Genomic DNA, 15,610 nt, shown 5'->3' on the forward strand with positions numbered 1-15,610 from the left:
CCGCCATGATCCGCCCGGAATCGCGGGAGATGATCGCGCGGCTGGTCGGCTTCGACACCGTTTCCGCCAAGTCCAACCTGGCGCTGATCGACTTCGCCCAGGACTACCTGGAGCGCCAGGGTGCCCGCTGCCGGCGCACGGCCAGCCCCGACGGCAGCAAGGCCAACCTGCTGGCCAGCCTGGGGCCGGAGGCGCCGGGCGGGGTCGTGCTCTCCGGCCACAGCGATGTCGTGCCGGTGGAGGGCCAGCCCTGGGAGAGCGATCCCTTCACCCTGGTCGAGCGCGACGGCCGCCTCTACGGCCGCGGCACCGCCGACATGAAGAGCTTTCTCGCCGTCGCCCTGGCGCTGGTCCCCGAGTTCACGGCCCGGCCCCTGACGTGGCCGATCCATCTCGCCTTCTCCTACGACGAGGAGGTCGGCTGCACCGGCGTGCCCGCGCTGATCGAGGACCTGACCCGCGCGGTCCCCGAACCGGCCCTGGTGATCGTCGGCGAGCCCACCTCCATGCAGATCGTCAACGGCCACAAGGGCTGCTTCCTCTTCGAAACGCGGATCACCGGCCAGGCGGCCCATTCCAGCCTGCCGCAGCTCGGCGCCAACGCGATCTTCGCCGCCGGGCGCATCATCGCCCATATCGCCGAGCTGGCTGCCGCCAAGCGCGCCGCCGCCGACCCGGCGAACCCTTTCGACCCGCCCTACACCAGCTTCAATCTGGGGGAGATCGAGGGCGGCAAGGCGATCAACATCGTCGCCCAGGACTGCACCTTCACCTGGGAGTTCCGGCCGCTGCCCGGCGAGGACACCGACGCCATCATCGCCGAGGTGGAGCGCTTCGCCCGCGAAGAGGTGCTGCCGGAGCTGCAGTCACAGGCGCCCCATGCCACCATCGAGACGCGGCGCCCGGCCACCGTGCTGCCGCTGGCGCCGGAACACGAGGGGGCAGCGGAGACCCTGGTGCGGCGCCTCACCGGCGCCAACGACACCGCCGTGGTCTCCTTCGGCACCGAAGGCGGCCTCTTCCAGGCAGCAGGCCTCTCCACCATCGTCTTCGGCCCCGGCTCCATCGACCAAGCCCACCAGGCCAACGAGTTCATCAGCCTGGAGCAGGTGGCCGCCTGCGAGGCCTTTCTCCTGAAGCTGCGCGACTGGGCCGCGGGCTAGGGCGAGCCCACTGTGCATGTCGCTGATGTGCCACGAGCCGACATCCAGCGGCGCGGCGCAAGCCCACGACACCCTTGGCCTTTGTGGCTTAGCCCATGAGGGCGCGCGATCCCCGATCTCCCTCAATCATCGGTAAGCCAAGCCATTCGCGCCGGGCCCGGCCTGTCAAATCCCTTTACACCCGTCTTGATCAGGTCATTGAATTGCTTGACAGATGTAAGATTGCCGCGACCCACCACAAGCAGCGCCTCGCACGTTGCGAATTCAGGGCCATACCTGGGCGCGGAAAACCGCAGAATTCAAAGCCAAAGAGGCCGAAAATCCAATCCATCGCCTCAATCAGAGAGAGCGAGAATCTGTAATCTATTTTTACAACTTTAGAGATGCCCTTCCTTGCTGTCGGATTAAGCCATTGCCGCGTCGCATCTTTCTCTCATGGCATCAAAATTGCTTAACCACAGTTATAGATCATACCTACTCATCATGGTGTCTCTTCCAGGTGATATCCCATACACAATCGGATAGACAGGGGTACTCTGAGCGATGTTCAGGAATCTATTTGCAAGCATTCTCTGCAGCTATTCTTTAATCGCGCTCTCGCCGGCTCCCGCACAGGCCACCCTGATCGGAGACACTGTCCAGTTCGAGTCCGTTATTTTTTCAAGCGTCGTAATTGATTCGGGATCGTTCTTGGTACAGGCCGGGCCCTCGGAGGTTACCGATCTCAATTTGCATAATGCTGGACCGATTTGGACCCTGGATGTCGAAGATTCTTCTATCGCCGTGACATTGACTGGAGCCATCTCGGTTGGGGTTGCATCCCTGCCCCTCACATTCCTGAGAGTTTTCGACCTGGACTGGACCGGGCCTTCCGGCAGCATCATTGGAGCTTCAATTTCCTCAATAGGAATTGGAGGGACACCGACAGTTTCCTTTTTGTCGGATGAAATCACCGTGGATCTCACCAATGTCACTGGCTGGTCGGGTCAAAATATCGCGTCATTTGTTGTAGATCTCAGCGTCCAGCACGATACAACTGCCATTCCTGAGCCCGCGACCTTGATCCTCTTCGGATTTGGCCTGCTGGCCCTGGGTATTACAGCGCGACGGCGCAAGACCACTCCCACTTGTTAGTCTCGCGCTTGCGCCTCATCGATGGGGACGCGCAACTTCCGGAACGGGTCAAACTGCGACCAAAGGCTGACGTCCGCTCTGAGGAGAGAGTCGGAAACAGTAGTTGAGACTTGAGGCAAGGTGTCGCCTTGTGATTCAAGCTGGCTGCAACGCCCCAATCGCTTCGAATTTGCGAGTCAACGAGGTCCCGGCGGTTCGTGATCGGCAATGCCTTCGAAGGCCACCGGCGCGCCGAAGAAGCGGCTGGCGAAGGCCGAGGCCTGGTCGGGGTCGCCGCTGGTGAGGAAGCGGACGCCGCCGCGTTCGGAGGGAGCGCCGAGGAAGCGGCCGTGGCGGTCCAGGTAGTCCGCCAGGCTTTCGGCGACGATGCGCGGCTGGTCGAGCAGGCGGGTGGTGGCCGGCAGGGCGGCGGCGAAGCAGTCGGCGACCAGCGGGTAGTGGGTACAGCCGAGCACGGCGGCGGTCGGCGCTTCGCCGCCGGCCGCGGCCATCAGTTCGGCCACGTAGCCGGACACCATCTCCTGAAGCCGCGCGGCGGGCTCTTGCCCCTCGATGGCGGCGACCAGGTTGCGGCAGGCCTGGGAGACCACCCGCAACCGCGGCGCCCGCAGGGAGACCTCCAGGGGGTAGGCGCCGGAAGCCACGGTGCGCTGGGTGGCGAAGACGGCCACCAGGCCGTCCTCCGCCCTGCGGCCGGGCACCGGCAGGCCGTCGCGCCAGGAGACGGCGGTCAGGGCCTCCACCATGGGCACGAAGCAGCCGAGGACCCGGTGGTTGGGCGCGTTCTGCGGCAACCAGTCCTGCTGCATGCGCCGCAGGGCGACGGCCGAGGCGGTGTTGCAGGCCAGCAGCACCAGCCGGCAGCCCTGGAGGAACAGCCGTTCCACCGCCGCCAGGGTCAGCCCGTAGATGTCCTCGGGCGCGCGCCGGCCGTAGGGCGCATGGGCGTGGTCGCCGAGATAGACGAACTGCTGTTGCGGCAGGCGCGCCGTCAACTGCCGCAGGACCGTCAGCCCGCCGTGACCGGAATCAAACACCCCGATCATCGCGCGGCCTCCGGATTTGAGGCCTTGGTGGTTTGACGGCGTCGGCCCGCTCCCCCTCCCGGCCACCCACCAGGATAATCGTATTGGGTGGCCGGGAGGGGGTGCGGGCTGGAACCGCTTCGACGCAAGTCGAAAACGCCCTAGAGAATCACATAAGGAAAGAAGGCGCTGCGGATGGTCTCTTCAAGCTGGCTGTTGAGGTCGTTCATCGCGTCTTCGGTCAGCTTGTACCAGACCAGCTCGCGCTCCTTCAGGCTGATGCCTTCCGGCACGGTGACGGAGCGCCGCGCCTCGGCGTTGGCGGTCGCCTGCACCTGGCGGCCGTCGAGGATCTGCAGGTCGACGACGATGCGCGCGTCGTAGCGCTCGGCCTGGTCGGTGGTCAGCAGGCCGGTGACGCCGCTCTTGGTCTCCAGCGCCGTCTCCACCACCGAGGCCTCGCGGACGATGTAGCGCAGCACCAGGCGGCTGCCCTCGGCCTCCAGGCGGTCCTGGGCCCAGCGCACCGCGGCGTCCATCGGCTTGACCGGAAAGCGGTGCTCCACGTTGGGGTCCTTGACCGACGCCAGATAGGCCTGCTCGATGCGGACATCGCCAACGTCGAGGCGGATTTCCGGAAGGTGCGCGAAGGTGATTTCGGCGAAACGGTTCTGCGGGTCATCGAAGGTGCAGGCGGCCAGGAGCCCGACCGCGAGAGAAATCGCAAAGAAAGGCCTAAACAAGATACGCATGCCCAAGAGTCCCTGAATGGTCACTGACAGGAAACGACAGGCATAGGCAGAGAATCGGGCAGGATCAAGGCGCGTAGATGCGCTGCAGATCATTGTCATCGAAGCGGTAGACCCTGGTGCAGAACTCGCAGGTCACTTCAACCGCGCCGTCGATCTTCAGGTCTTCGATTTCCTCGCGCGGCATGGCGGCCAGCACCGTTTCCAGGCGCTGGCCCGAACAGCGGCAGGCCTCGGTCAGCGCGCGCGGCTCGTAGACGCGCACGCCTTCCTCGTGGAACAGCCGGTAGAGCAGGTCGTTCAGCGGCAGGCTGTCGTCCAGCAGTTCCTCGGCGCTGCAGCTCGCCTGCAGCACCATGGCCCGGCGCCAGTCGTCCTCGTCTTCGATGTCGGCAATGTGTTCTTCCGGCAGGCGCTGCAGCACCAGGGCCGCCGAGACCCAGGCGCCGCCGCGGCGCCCGGCGGCCAGCACGATGCCGCTCTGCAACTGCTCGGACTGCATGAAGTAGTGCTGCAGGCAGTCCGCCAGGGTGTCGCCGTTGAGGGCGACGATGCCCTGGTAGCGCTCGCTGTGGACGCCCTGGTCGACGGTGAAGGCGAGGGAGCCCTTGCCGAAGAGCGCCGCCACCGTCGGCTGGCTGCCGTTGGCCTCGGCCACCAAGCGGTCGAGCCTATCCTCGTCGAAGCCGGCATAGCCGCGCATCGCCCCCTCCGATGTCACGTCGACCACCATGACCCGCAGCGGGCCGTCGCCGCTGGCCTGCAGGGTGAAGATGCCCTCGTACTTCAGCAGGGACGCCAGGCCGCCGCAGAGCGCCAGCATCTCCGCCAGCAGCCGGGCGACGGGCTCGGGATAGTCGTGGCGGCGCAGGATCTCGCTGGGCACCCGTTCCAGGCGCAGCAGCCGTCCCCGGATCTCCGAGGACTCCAGCAGGAACGGCTGGACCTGATCGGCTTCGGGGTCGGCTTGGGGGCGGACCGCAGTCCTCTCGCCCTCAGGCATCAAGACAGGCACCAGGCGAGGATGCCCTTCTGGGCGTGGAGCCGGTTCTCCGCCTCGTCCCAGACCACCGACTGGGGCCCGTCGATGACGGCATCGGTGACCTCGTTGCCACGGTGAGCCGGCAGGCAGTGCATGAAGATGGCGTTGGGCTTGGCCAGGGCCATGACCCTCTCGTCCACCTGATAGGAGCGCAGCAGGTTGTGGCGGCTCTCGCCGTCGTCATCGCCCATGGAGACCCAGGTATCGGTGACCACGGCATCGGCGTCGCGGGCGACGGTTTCCACGTCGGTGGAGACGACGATCTTGCCGCCGGCGGCCGCCGCCCAGTCCAACACGGCCTGCGGCGGGCGCAGCGGCTCGGGGCAGGCCAGGCGCAGCTCGAAATTGAAGCGCACGGCGGCGTGGATCCAGGAGACCGCCATGTTGTTGCCGTCGCCGCACCAGGCGACCACCTTGCCGTCGATGCTGCCGAGGTGTTCCTCGAAGGTCATGACGTCGGCCATGAGCTGACAGGGATGGGTGACGTCGGTCAGGCCGTTGATCACCGGCACCGTGGCGTGGTCGGCCAACTCCAGCAGGATCTCTTCCTTGGTGGTGCGGATCATGATGGCGTCGACGTAGCGCGAGAGCACGCGGGCCGTGTCGGCCACCGTCTCGCCACGGCCGAGCTGGGTGCCGCTCGGCTCCAGCACCACCGCCTGGCCGCCCAGTTGGGCCGCCGCCACCTCGAATGACACCCGGGTGCGGGTCGAGGGCTTCTCGAAGATCATGGCGAGGGTCCGGCCCGCCAGCGGCTTGGCCTGACCGTTGCCGGCCTCGCCGCGCTTCATCTGGCCCGCCACGTCGAGCATCCAGCGCAGCTCGGCGGTATCCAGCCGGTCGAGATCGAGGAAGTGCTTCGGTTGGGTCGCAGTGCCGGAGGTCATGTCACGCCGCCTTGGCCCAGGTGGCGCAGGCCCGCTCGATGGCCTCGACCGCCTCGTCCACATGGCTCTCCTCGATGATCAGCGGCGGCAGCAGGCGGATCACGTTCTCCGCCGCCCCCACGGTGAGGAGGCCTTCGTCACGCAGCTTGGCGATCACCTCGGTGTTGGGCACCACGCAGACCAGGCCCATCATCAGGCCGCTGCCCCGCACCCCGGCCAGCACCTGGGGGTAGCGCCCCGCAAGCTCGTTCAGCTTGTCGCGGAGCAGCCGCGCCACGCGCTCGACCTCCGGCAGGAAGCCGTCTTCCAGCATCACGTCCAGGACCGCGTTGGCCACGGCCATGGCCAGGGGGTTGCCGCCGAAGGTGCTGCCGTGGGTGCCCGGCTTCATCGCGCTCGCCGCCTCGGCGGTGGCGAGGATCGCGCCGATGGGAAAGCCGCTGCCGAGGCCCTTGGCCAGCGCCATGACGTCGGGCGCGATACCGGCCCACTGATGGGCGAAGAGCCTGCCTGAGCGGCCCATTCCGCACTGGATCTCGTCGAAGATCAGCAGCAGGTCGAATTCGTCGCAGACCGCCCGCAACGCGCGCAGATACTCCAGGTCGGCGGCGCGGATGCCGCCCTCGCCCTGGATCGGTTCCACCAGGATCGCCGCGGTCTCCGGTGTGATGGCGGCGCGCAGTTCGTTCATGTTGCCGAAGGCGACATTGTCGAAGCCTTCGGAGGCCGGACCGAAGCCCTCGAGATACTTCGGGTTCGCCGCGGCGGAGAGGGTGGTCAGGGTGCGGCCGTGAAAGGCGCCGGAGCAGGAGATGACCCGCGTCTTCTCCGGGTGGCCGGCGGCGTAGTGATAACGACGCGCGATCTTCAGCGCGCCCTCCACCGCCTCGGCGCCGGAATTGCAGAAGAACACCCGCTCGGCAAAGCTGTTGGCCGCCAGCCGTTCGGCCAGGCGCTCGCCCTCGGGAATGGTATAGAGGTTGGAGACATGCCAAAGCTTGCCCGCCTGCGCCTGCAGCGTTTCCACCAGATGCGGATGGCTGTGGCCCAGGGCGTTGACTGCGATGCCGGCGGCAAAATCGAGATAGCGTCGCCCGCCCGCGGTATAGAGATAGGGTCCCTCGCCGCGCTCAAAAGCGAGCTCGGCACGCGCATAGGTCGGCATCAAGACGTCGCTCACGGACTACACTCCTAGGCTCTGGCCTCAGGTCTGGCCGGGCAGTCGAACCAACGAAGGCCCCACGGCCGGGCGGGGCCCGAACCCATCGTCACTCTGATCTCCTGGGGTCCAGCGGTTCCACAAGCCCTGGCAAAGCCTACATGGCTTTCGGCCGGTGAAAAAGGGGCGACACTATTGGGGCAAAGCCGCGTTCTGTCAACCAAACCGCGGAAATAACGGCCTTCAGTACCAGGCGTCGGGGAGCTCGCGCTTGCGCCGCGCCACGAAGTCCTTCAGCGCCTCGTCGGTCGCGGGGTCGATGGGCGGCGCCTCATAGTCGCGCAGCAGGGCGTTCCAGTGCTCGTAGGCGCGCTGCTGCATCTCCTGGCTGCCGCGCTCCTCCCAGCTCTCCACGTTCTCGCTGTCGGACAGTGCCGGCTCGTAGAAGGCGGTCTGGTAGTTGCGCATGGTGTGGCCGCAGCCGAGGAAGTGCCCGGCCGGCTCCACCTCGTGATAGGCGTCCCGCGCCAGGGCGTTGTCGTCGGTGGCAAGGCCGGCGAGCAGGAGCTGATAGGCGCCGAGGCGGTCCGCATCCATCACCAGCTTCTCGTAGCCGGTGCAAAGACCGCCCTCCAGCCAGCCGGCGGCCTGCAGCACGAAGTTGACCCCAGCCAGCGCGGTGGAGTGCATGGAATCGGCGCTCTCGAAGGCGGCCTGGGCATCGGCGGTCTTGGCCGAGGTGAGGGAGCCGCCGCTGCGCAGCGGCAAACCCAGGCGCCGGGCCAGTTGGCCGATCACGTAGTGGGAGATCACCGGCTCCGGCATGCCGAAGGTGGGGGCGCCGGACTTGAGGCTCATGGAGGAGAGGAAGCTGCCGAAGATGAAGGGCGCGCCGGGCCGCACGAGCTGGCTGTAGGCGCAGCACATCATCGCCTCCGCCAGGGCCTGGGCGATGGAGGCGGCGGTGGAGACCGGGCCCATGGCCCCGGCGAGGATGAAGGGCGAGACGATGATCCCCTGGCCAGCGCCGCAGTAGGTGCGGATCGCCTCGGTCACCACCTTGTCCACCAGCAGCGGCGAGTTGGTATTGACGTTGCCGAGGATCACGCAGTTGGACTCGAAAGCCTCTTCGCCGTGCAGGACGCGCGCCATGGCCACCGAGTCCTCGGCGCGGCTCTGCTCGGTGATGGCACCGAGGTGCGGCTTGTCGCTGTAGCGCATGTGCAAATACAGCATGTCGAGGTGGCGCTTGGAGACCGGCACGTCGCAGGGTTCGCAGACCACGAAGCCGCCGTGGTGGATGGCGGGCAGCAGGTAGGTCAGCTTCACCAGGTTCTCGAAGTCCTGCATGGCGCCGTAGCGGCGCCCGCCCGCGAGGTCGCGCACGAAGGGCGGCCCGTAGACCGCGGCGAAGACCTGGTTGGCCCCGCCGATGCGCACAGAGCGCGCGGGGTTGCGGGCAAGCTGGGTGAACTCCGCCGGCGCGGTCTTGCAGAGCGCCCGGATCATCTCGGCGGAGGCCCGCACCCTAGTGCCCTCGACCCTGGCCCCGGCCTGGCGCCAGGTCATCAGGGCCTGGGGGTCGTCGCGGAATTCGATCCCGATCTCCTGGATCAGCCAGTCGGCCTGTTCCTCCAGGCGGACCAGGCCCTCTTCCTCGAGAAAGGCATAGAACGGAATACGCCGTCGGACATAAGCGGGAGCAGACCCTTGTACGGCCTCCTGGGACCTCTGCGCCCGGCGCGATCTGCGCCTCAGTGCCGCTCTCGCCATGTCCGGTTCCTCCCGTACGCTGCGCAGTCCTCACTCTGGGTTCCGCAACGCTTACCAATTAGGGGAATTCCCGCCTGTTGTGACCTTCAAAAAAGCTGGGCCATGACATAAACTGGGCTTATGGAAGATTTCCAGGATCTGGTCCACTCGACCCATCATTTGCGGGTCTTCGAGGTGGCGGCCCGGCACAGCTCCTTCACCCGGGCGGCGGCGGAGCTGAACGTCTCGCAGCCGGCGGTCAGCCTGGCGGTCCGCCAGTTGGAGAAGGCCCTGGGCATCCGCCTCTTCGTGCGCGGGCACCGCTCGGTCAGCCTGACCCAGGCGGGGGAGATGCTGTTCGGCGACGTCTCTGCCGGCTTCGCGCGCATCCTGGAGACGGCGCGCCTGCTGCGGCGCCAGGGCCGCCAAAGCCATGTCACCCTCTCGGTCTCCACCGCCTTCGCCAACTATTGGATGGTGCCGCGGCTGGCCCAATTCCACCGCCTCAACCCGGAGATCGACCTGCGCCTGCAGACCACCGACCGGGACCCGGACCTGGCCGGGGAGGGCCTGAGCCTGGCGGTCTGGCGCGGCGATGGCACGTGGCGCGGCTATAGCGCCGCCCGCATCGCCGACGAGGAGTTGATCGCGGTGGCCAGCCCGCGCTTCGCCGAAGCCTATCCGCCGGTCACCTCCCTGGAGATCCTGGCCGGGCAGCGGCTGATTCACCTGGAAGAGCCCTTTCGCCCCTGCCCGACCTGGCGCGAGTGGTTCGCCGCGATGAAGGGCCCCTACCGGGACAGCGGCGGCGGCCTGCGCCTCAACGACTATGCGCTGGTCGTGCAGGCCGCCATGGCGGGCGAAGGCATCGCGCTTGGCTGGCGCTACATCGTGGAGGGGCTGCTGCGCCAGGAACTGCTGACCCAGGTCGGCCCCTGGCGCTGGCGGACGCCCAAGGGCTTCTATCTGATCTGGTCGAAGACCGCGGCGCTTTCGGCCCAGGCAGAAGCGGTGAGGGACTGGATCATCGAGACCAGTCAGGCAGACTCCTTTGCGCCCGGCGATGACCGAAGCGCCGCAGTGCCGGGAACAGGGTAGGAGCCCGATGCCGCACGACTTCGCCTGGGACGACATCCGCTACTTCCTGGCGGTCAGCCGCGCCGAAACCCTGACCGAGGCGGCGCGCCGCCTGCGGGTCAGCCAGCCGACCGTCGGGCGGCGGCTGAAAGCCCTGGAAGAAAAGCTCGGCGCAACGCTCTTCGAACGCCACACCGACCGCGTGGTTCTGACGGAGGCGGGGCGCGCCCTGTTGCCCTTCGCCGAGGACATGGAACGGCAGAGCCACGACCTCTCCCGCGCACTGGAAGGCATCGCGGAGCCGGACCAGCGCCTCGTGCGTGTCACCGCCATCGGCTCCCTGGCGCTGTTTTTCGCGCGGTCCTTCGCGGAGCTTGAAGCGCGCTGCGCGCCCTCTGCTGTCGAGTTCATCAGCACCGGCGAGCGGCTCAACCTGGCCCGCCAGGAGGCCGATATCGCCTTTCGCATGAATGCGGTGCCCGCGCGCGGCGACCTCGTCTGCCGCAAGGTCGGCCGCCTCGCCTTCGCCCTCTACACCAGCCCGGCCTACGCGCGCGAAGTGGCGGGCGAGCCTCTTGAAGAAAACCGGCGGGCCCGTTTCATCGGCTTCCGCCAGAACCCGCGCAAGAAATCGCAGTCGGGCTGGCTGTTCCGTTTCGGTCAACACGGCACCTTTCCCCTTCGGGTCAGCGAACTCCACCTGCGCCACGAAGCCGCCCGCCAGGGCCTGGGCATCACCATCCTGCCCTGCCATCTGGGTGACGCAGCCGACGACCTGGCGCGCGTGCATCCGCCCATCGCCGAATTGGAGGAAGAGATCTACCTGCTGATGCACGAGACCGCGCGAAACCAGCCCGCCGTGCGCCGGGTCGCCGACGCGCTGACCGAACTGATCCAGGACCGGCAAGACCGACTTCTCGGCCACAGACAGACCTGACCGAGACCGCCAAGAAGACCGACAAATCTGCATGCATTGCCTGCAGCTTTCGCGGCTTCTCATGCTCGGGCTCCCCGCTAGGCTGATGGCAGGCGACACCCCGGATCGGCGAGGGAGGCGGCGGCCATGCGAGACAACAACCTGCGGCTCATCATGGTCTTCGCCTGTTTCGGCCATGCCTGGTTCCATGTCCTGGTGGCCCTGTTTCTCACCCTCGTCCTGGTGCTGGAGCCGGTCTGGCAGCGGCCCTATGACGAGTTGATCGGGCTCTGGACCCTGGGGGCCCTGCTGCTGGGGCTTGCCGCGCCGCTTGCCGGCTGGCTGAGCGACCGCTGGGGCGAGGCCAATCTGATGGTCGTCTATTTCCTGGGGATCGGCATCGCCACGCTGCTCTGCGGCTTCGCCACCGGCCCGGCCATGCTCACCGCCGCCCTCGGCCTCATGGGCCTCTTCGGGGCGATCTATCACCCCGTGGGGACCGCCTGGGTGATCAAGCATGCGACGCGGCGGGGCCGCTCGGTGGCGGTGCTCGGCATCTCCGGCAGCATCGGCGCCGCCGCGGCTTCGTTGGTGGCCGCCGTGCTCGCCGATCTCTTGGACTGGCGCCTGGCCTTCGTCCTGCCGGGTCTTCTTGCCATCTTCGCCGGTGCCGCCCTCGCCTGGGCGCTCGCCACCGGACTGCTCCGCGACCGCGAGAGCGACGTCCTCCCCACGCCGGAAGCGAGCCGCAAGGACGTGCGCCAGGCCTTCGCCGTGCTGGCGGTCACCATGTCGCTGACCACCGTGGTCTACTACGCCTTCACCACCATGTTGCCGAAGTGGCTCGACCGCCAGGTAGGCGCAGCTCTCGGCGACGGCCTGCTCGGCCTCGGCGCCCTGGTGACCGCGGTCTATCTGCTCGGCGCGACGGCCCAACTCGTCGGCGGCTATTTCGCCGACCGCGGCGCGGCCAAGCGGGTCTACGTCCTCAGCTATGGCCTCAAGCTCGCGGCCCTGCTGCTGGCGCTCTCCGTCGCGGGCTGGCCGGTGGTCGCGGTGGCGGTGGTGGTCATCTTCGTTTTCGACATCGCCGCACCGCTGGAGAGCGTGCTGATCGCACGCTTCACTTCCAGCCGGCGCCGCGGCCTGGCCTACGGCATCCGCAACGGCATTGCCATCGCCGCCGGCCCCCTGGGCGTGCAGCTCGTCTCCTGGCTGTTCGACGAGGCTGCCGGCTTCGACCATCTGCTGCTGGTTTTGGCCGGCATCGTCGCCGTCATCGCCCTCGCCGCCGGCCTGCTCCCCGGCGACGACAGCCAGACGCGACCGGCGGGCACTTAAGACGGTCTGACCTCTTCGGGGACGGCAGCCTGCTGTGTCCTCTGTGCCGCAGCTTGCCGGCTGTCGGTGGTGCTCAGCAGCAGGAAGCCGGCAACGGCCGAGAGCAGCGATCCGGTCAGCACGCCAAGACGGATCGGCGCGTCGAAGTCGGTATGCTCGAAGGCCAGAGAGCCGATGAAGAGGCTCATGGTGAACCCGATGCCTGCCAGCAGCGAGACGCCGTAGAGCTGGCGCCAGCTGGTGTCCTGCGGCATCGGTGCGATGCCCCAGCGAATGGTCAGCCACAGGAAGGTGAAGATGCCGATCTGCTTGCCGACGAAGAGTCCCAGGGAGATGCCCAGCTTGACCGGTTCGACGAAACTCTCCAGCCCCATGCCGGCGAAGGAGACGCCGGCATTGCCAAAGGCAAAGAGCGGCAGAATGCCGAAGGCCACCCAGGGGTGCAGCGCGTGCTCAAGCTCTTCCAACAGACTGTGCTCGGCCCCCTCGCGCTTTTTCATCGGGATGGCGAGGGCCGTGATCACCCCGGCCAGGGTGGCGTGGACCCCGGACTTGAGGACCAGCACCCAGAGGATGATGCCGAGCACGACATAGGGCGCCAGCCGCGTCGTGCCGCTGAGGTTCAGGATCAGCAGGCCGACGATGGGGATCACGGCCAGGATCAGGGAGAGCTGGGAAAGCTGGCCGGTGTAGAAGAAGGCGATGATCAGGATCGCCCCCAGGTCGTCGAAAATCGCGATGGCCAGCAGCAGGACCTTGGCGGCGACCGGGATGCGGTTCCCGAGCAGAGACATGACGGCCAGGGCAAAGGCGATGTCCGTCGCCGCCGGGATGGCCCAGCCCGCCAGGTTCTCGGGCGAGCCCGCGTTGATGGCGACATAGATCAGCGCCGGCAGGGCGATGCCGCCGATGGCGCCGATACCGGGCAGGGCCACGCGGGCGGGGCTGGAAAGCTCCCCCACCTTGAACTCGCGCTTCATCTCCAGGCCGACCAGGAAGAAGAAGACGGCCATCAGGCCGTCGTTGATCCACAGCAACAGCGGCTTGGCGATCTCCAGCGCCCCGAACTGGATGGCCACCGGCGTTTCGAGGAAGGCGTCGTACAAGGGACCGAGCCCGGAGTTGGCCAGGATCATCGCCAGGATCGTCGCCAGCACCAAAAGGATGCCGCCTGCGGATTCCATGCGCAGGAATTCGCGGATCATGTCCGGATAGCGTGTACCTAGCATTGCCGATTTCCCCCTTGATCGATCCGGACGCCGCCGTCCCCCAATCCTAAATAGGATCGGGCCAGCCTATTTCATCTCCCGGCAATCGCTAAGGCCGCAGTTCGTCAGGGCCGAGGGGCGGTCGTCAGCGGCCGGGGGTGCTTCAGTAGAGCCGTGTGACGCGGTAGCCCCGCCGTTCCAGCAGATTGAGGATGCCTTCTTCGCCGGGCATATGTAGGGCTCCGACGGCAACGAAGGCGTGGCCCTCCTGCAGCAGCGGGATCATGCGCCGCACCATGGTGTGGTTGCGGGCGTCGAGGAACAGCTCCTTGAACTGGCGGGCGCCGGGTTCCTTGTCCGCGCGGGCCATCTCCTCCACCCGACGGTAGGCCGCGGTCATGGAGCCGTCGAGATAGTCGTCGATCAGCCGCTCGACGCCGTTCGGTTCCTCTTCGAGCTGGGTCAGGATCTCGCGCAACATCTCCACCTGGTCGCGGGGCTCGAAGGCATCGAAGAGCGACATCTGCTCCTCGGGCTTCTCCAGGGCCACCACCCGCATGCCGAGATCGTAGGCCCACTGGATGAGCCAGGCGTCGAGGATGAGATCCCCGTCGAGGCGCCGGCGGAACTCGTCCGGCGGCGTCTGGAAGAGAATCGCCAGAGCCCAGGGCTGCATCTGATCCACCGCCTCGGCCGGCAGGCCGTAGCGGGCGGCCACGGCCAGGGTCTTCCGATAGGTGTCCTTGTCGAGCAGCTTGGCCAGGGACTTCTTGGTCGGCAGCCGCTGTGCCTGCTGGACGGTCTGGCGCACCTCCGGGTCCGGCAGCAGCTCGAAGGCGGCGCGCCTGGAGGACTCGAAGGCCTCGCGGATCGGCACGGGCAGATCGCGCACCCGCGGATCGGCGACATGGATGGTGCCCATGATATGGCTCGGCGGACCGCCGGGGCGCTCGACCCGCCAGAGGCGGCCTTCGCCGTGCTTGACCGGGTGGACGTCGGAGGCTGCGGCGAGGCCGGCCCACAAGGCCAGGAAGAGAGCGACGAAAGGCACGCCGATGGCGCGCGACAGCGGCTTTTCCCAGCGATTTGCGATCATGGCAGGTTCCCGGGTTTCGCAGCAGGCCCCAGACCGGCGCATTGTCGCATCAGATCAATTGCCGGTTGATCCAGACTGCCCCGGAAACCTTAAGATTCCGGCAAATCGGGGATTTGTCTCAATTCAGCCGGGTGATCCGATAGCCCTGCTTTTCCAGAAGGTCGAGGATCCCCTCCTCGCCCGGCATATGCAGGGCACCGACGGCGACGAAGATCGAGGCTTCCGCCATGATCGGGAGTATGCGTTCGACCATGCGGCGGTTGCGATCCAGCAGGAGGCGTTCGAGATAGCGCCGTGCCAGCGCAGGATCGAGATGGCTGAGGGAGCGCTGCCGCAATGCATAGATCATCGCCAGATCGCCCTTCAGATAGAGGTCTATGCGATCAACCCGCGTGCGCGCGCTGTAATAGGTATCGATGGCGGAGCGCAGCATCGAGACCTGGTCGTCCATGGGGATACCGCCGAAAACCCGCCACTGCTCCACGTCGGTCTCCAGAAAGACGAGTTCCTTGCCCGCTTTTCTGGCGCGCAGTATGAGCCAGTCGTCGAGGACCGGACGCTCTGGGTCTTCCTGCTCTCCGACCGGGATCTCTCGATCGGTAAGGGCCATCCAGGCGACCCAGGGCTGGTATCTGGAAATCGAAAGAGACCGGTCCAGTTGGCGCAGGTCCCGGTGGGTATCGTAGCCAAGGACATCGCGCAGGCTCTGATCTTCAGGCAGATAGAAGAACTGGTTCAATTCCTTGCGGCTGGAGCGCCGCCGGTAGTCGATCTCGAAGACGGCCGTCTCCGCCTTTTCGAATGCCGTCTCCGCCGCCTCCGGCAGCTCAAAGACACGCGGATCGGTGACGTGAATGGTCCCGAAGAAGTAGCTTGGCGGCTGTCCGGCACGCTCGGCCTGCCAAATCCGGCCCTCACCAAAGGGAATGTCCGGGCGTCCCGGCAGCGGCAGCGGGCTCGCACAGCCCGAGACCAAGAACGCAGTCGCGGCCAAAATCAACGCCGGCAGGCGCAGAACCCTTAGGGCAAGGACGGTGGGAAAGAGCGGCAACACGCAGCGC

At 66.9% G+C, this 15,610-nt stretch carries 14 protein-coding genes; 5 read left to right on the forward strand and 9 right to left on the reverse strand.

Annotation, left to right across the window (positions count from 1 at the left end; translation table 11 throughout):
• Window positions 1-5: 5 nt before the first annotated feature.
• Window positions 6-1,163, forward strand: coding sequence for an acetylornithine deacetylase (argE, locus tag Q0996_RS19335; protein WP_299623575.1), 1,158 nt, complete (start codon window positions 6-8; stop codon window positions 1,161-1,163).
• 543 nt (window positions 1,164-1,706) lie between these two features.
• On the forward strand, window positions 1,707-2,297 hold the full coding sequence (locus Q0996_RS19340; RefSeq protein WP_299623578.1) for a PEP-CTERM sorting domain-containing protein: 591 nt from the start codon (window positions 1,707-1,709) through the stop codon (window positions 2,295-2,297).
• Window positions 2,298-2,473: 176 nt separating this feature from the next.
• Here the strand turns inward: Q0996_RS19340 and Q0996_RS19345 are convergent, their stop codons facing one another.
• The 6 genes from Q0996_RS19345 to Q0996_RS19370 form a co-directional block, all read right to left on the reverse strand.
• Window positions 2,474-3,343, reverse strand: coding sequence for a glutamate racemase (locus tag Q0996_RS19345; protein WP_299623581.1), 870 nt, complete (start codon window positions 3,341-3,343; stop codon window positions 2,474-2,476).
• A 140-nt stretch (window positions 3,344-3,483) separates the two neighbouring features.
• Window positions 3,484-4,074, reverse strand: a complete 591-nt coding sequence (locus tag Q0996_RS19350; RefSeq protein WP_299623584.1) for a hypothetical protein — start codon at window positions 4,072-4,074, stop codon at window positions 3,484-3,486.
• Window positions 4,075-4,138: 64 nt separating this feature from the next.
• Window positions 4,139-5,074 (reverse strand): Hsp33 family molecular chaperone HslO, encoded by a 936-nt coding sequence (locus Q0996_RS19355; protein ID WP_299623587.1) that lies wholly within the window; start codon window positions 5,072-5,074, stop codon window positions 4,139-4,141.
• The gene (argF, locus tag Q0996_RS19360) at window positions 5,074-6,000 is read right to left on the reverse strand and encodes an ornithine carbamoyltransferase (protein WP_299623590.1); all 927 of its coding nucleotides are present in this window, start codon (window positions 5,998-6,000) and stop codon (window positions 5,074-5,076) included. Before argF ends, Q0996_RS19355 begins: the two co-directional genes overlap by 1 nt.
• Before the next feature lies 1 nt (window position 6,001).
• On the reverse strand, window positions 6,002-7,180 hold the full coding sequence (locus Q0996_RS19365) for an aspartate aminotransferase family protein (RefSeq protein WP_322096757.1): 1,179 nt from the start codon (window positions 7,178-7,180) through the stop codon (window positions 6,002-6,004).
• Between the two features lie 222 nt (window positions 7,181-7,402).
• Window positions 7,403-8,932 carry a trimethylamine methyltransferase family protein gene (locus Q0996_RS19370; RefSeq protein ID WP_299623592.1) on the reverse strand — a complete coding sequence of 510 codons (1,530 nt, stop codon included), beginning with the start codon at window positions 8,930-8,932 and terminating at the stop codon, window positions 7,403-7,405.
• Window positions 8,933-9,052: 120 nt separating this feature from the next.
• Here Q0996_RS19370 and Q0996_RS19375 point away from each other — a divergent pair, with 120 nt between their 5' ends.
• The 3 genes from Q0996_RS19375 to Q0996_RS19385 all read left to right on the forward strand — a co-directional run bounded on the left by Q0996_RS19375 (window position 9,053) and on the right by Q0996_RS19385 (window position 12,245).
• A complete protein-coding gene (locus tag Q0996_RS19375) occupies window positions 9,053-10,009 on the forward strand; it encodes a LysR substrate-binding domain-containing protein (protein ID WP_299623595.1) in 957 nt (318 codons plus the stop codon).
• 7 nt (window positions 10,010-10,016) lie between these two features.
• On the forward strand, window positions 10,017-10,925 hold the full coding sequence (locus Q0996_RS19380) for a LysR family transcriptional regulator (protein WP_299623598.1): 909 nt from the start codon (window positions 10,017-10,019) through the stop codon (window positions 10,923-10,925).
• Between the two features lie 126 nt (window positions 10,926-11,051).
• Window positions 11,052-12,245, forward strand: coding sequence for an MFS transporter (locus tag Q0996_RS19385; RefSeq protein WP_299623601.1), 1,194 nt, complete (start codon window positions 11,052-11,054; stop codon window positions 12,243-12,245).
• Here Q0996_RS19385 and nhaA read toward each other — a convergent pair.
• The 3 genes from nhaA to Q0996_RS19400 all read right to left on the reverse strand — a co-directional run bounded on the left by nhaA (window position 12,242) and on the right by Q0996_RS19400 (window position 15,603).
• Window positions 12,242-13,474 (reverse strand): Na+/H+ antiporter NhaA, encoded by a 1,233-nt coding sequence (gene nhaA / locus Q0996_RS19390; protein ID WP_299623604.1) that lies wholly within the window; start codon window positions 13,472-13,474, stop codon window positions 12,242-12,244. The two genes, Q0996_RS19385 and nhaA, sit on opposite strands and share 4 nt — an antisense overlap.
• A 142-nt stretch (window positions 13,475-13,616) precedes the next feature.
• Complete coding sequence (locus Q0996_RS19395) at window positions 13,617-14,549, reverse strand: TraB/GumN family protein (protein WP_299623606.1); 933 nt, start codon at window positions 14,547-14,549, stop codon at window positions 13,617-13,619.
• Between the two features lie 118 nt (window positions 14,550-14,667).
• On the reverse strand, window positions 14,668-15,603 hold the full coding sequence (locus tag Q0996_RS19400; protein ID WP_299623609.1) for a TraB/GumN family protein: 936 nt from the start codon (window positions 15,601-15,603) through the stop codon (window positions 14,668-14,670).
• Window positions 15,604-15,610: the final 7 nt, after the last annotated feature.

This window comes from Pelagibius sp., assembly GCF_028289705.1.
In the GTDB taxonomy this organism is placed as follows: domain Bacteria; phylum Pseudomonadota; class Alphaproteobacteria; order Kiloniellales; family Kiloniellaceae; genus Pelagibius.

Coding starts and splice junctions, on each gene's coding strand:
- argE (WP_299623575.1), top strand. CDS start 6: ATGATCCGCCCGGAATCGCGGGAGATGATCGCGCGGCTGGTCGGCTTC.
- Q0996_RS19340 (WP_299623578.1), top strand. CDS start 1,707: ATGTTCAGGAATCTATTTGCAAGCATTCTCTGCAGCTATTCTTTAATC.
- Q0996_RS19345 (WP_299623581.1), bottom strand. CDS start 3,343: ATGATCGGGGTGTTTGATTCCGGTCACGGCGGGCTGACGGTCCTGCGG.
- Q0996_RS19350 (WP_299623584.1), bottom strand. CDS start 4,074: ATGCGTATCTTGTTTAGGCCTTTCTTTGCGATTTCTCTCGCGGTCGGG.
- Q0996_RS19355 (WP_299623587.1), bottom strand. CDS start 5,074: ATGCCTGAGGGCGAGAGGACTGCGGTCCGCCCCCAAGCCGACCCCGAA.
- argF (WP_299623590.1), bottom strand. CDS start 6,000: ATGACCTCCGGCACTGCGACCCAACCGAAGCACTTCCTCGATCTCGAC.
- Q0996_RS19370 (WP_299623592.1), bottom strand. CDS start 8,932: ATGGCGAGAGCGGCACTGAGGCGCAGATCGCGCCGGGCGCAGAGGTCC.
- Q0996_RS19375 (WP_299623595.1), top strand. CDS start 9,053: ATGGAAGATTTCCAGGATCTGGTCCACTCGACCCATCATTTGCGGGTC.
- Q0996_RS19380 (WP_299623598.1), top strand. CDS start 10,017: ATGCCGCACGACTTCGCCTGGGACGACATCCGCTACTTCCTGGCGGTC.
- Q0996_RS19385 (WP_299623601.1), top strand. CDS start 11,052: ATGCGAGACAACAACCTGCGGCTCATCATGGTCTTCGCCTGTTTCGGC.
- nhaA (WP_299623604.1), bottom strand. CDS start 13,474: ATGCTAGGTACACGCTATCCGGACATGATCCGCGAATTCCTGCGCATG.
- Q0996_RS19395 (WP_299623606.1), bottom strand. CDS start 14,549: ATGATCGCAAATCGCTGGGAAAAGCCGCTGTCGCGCGCCATCGGCGTG.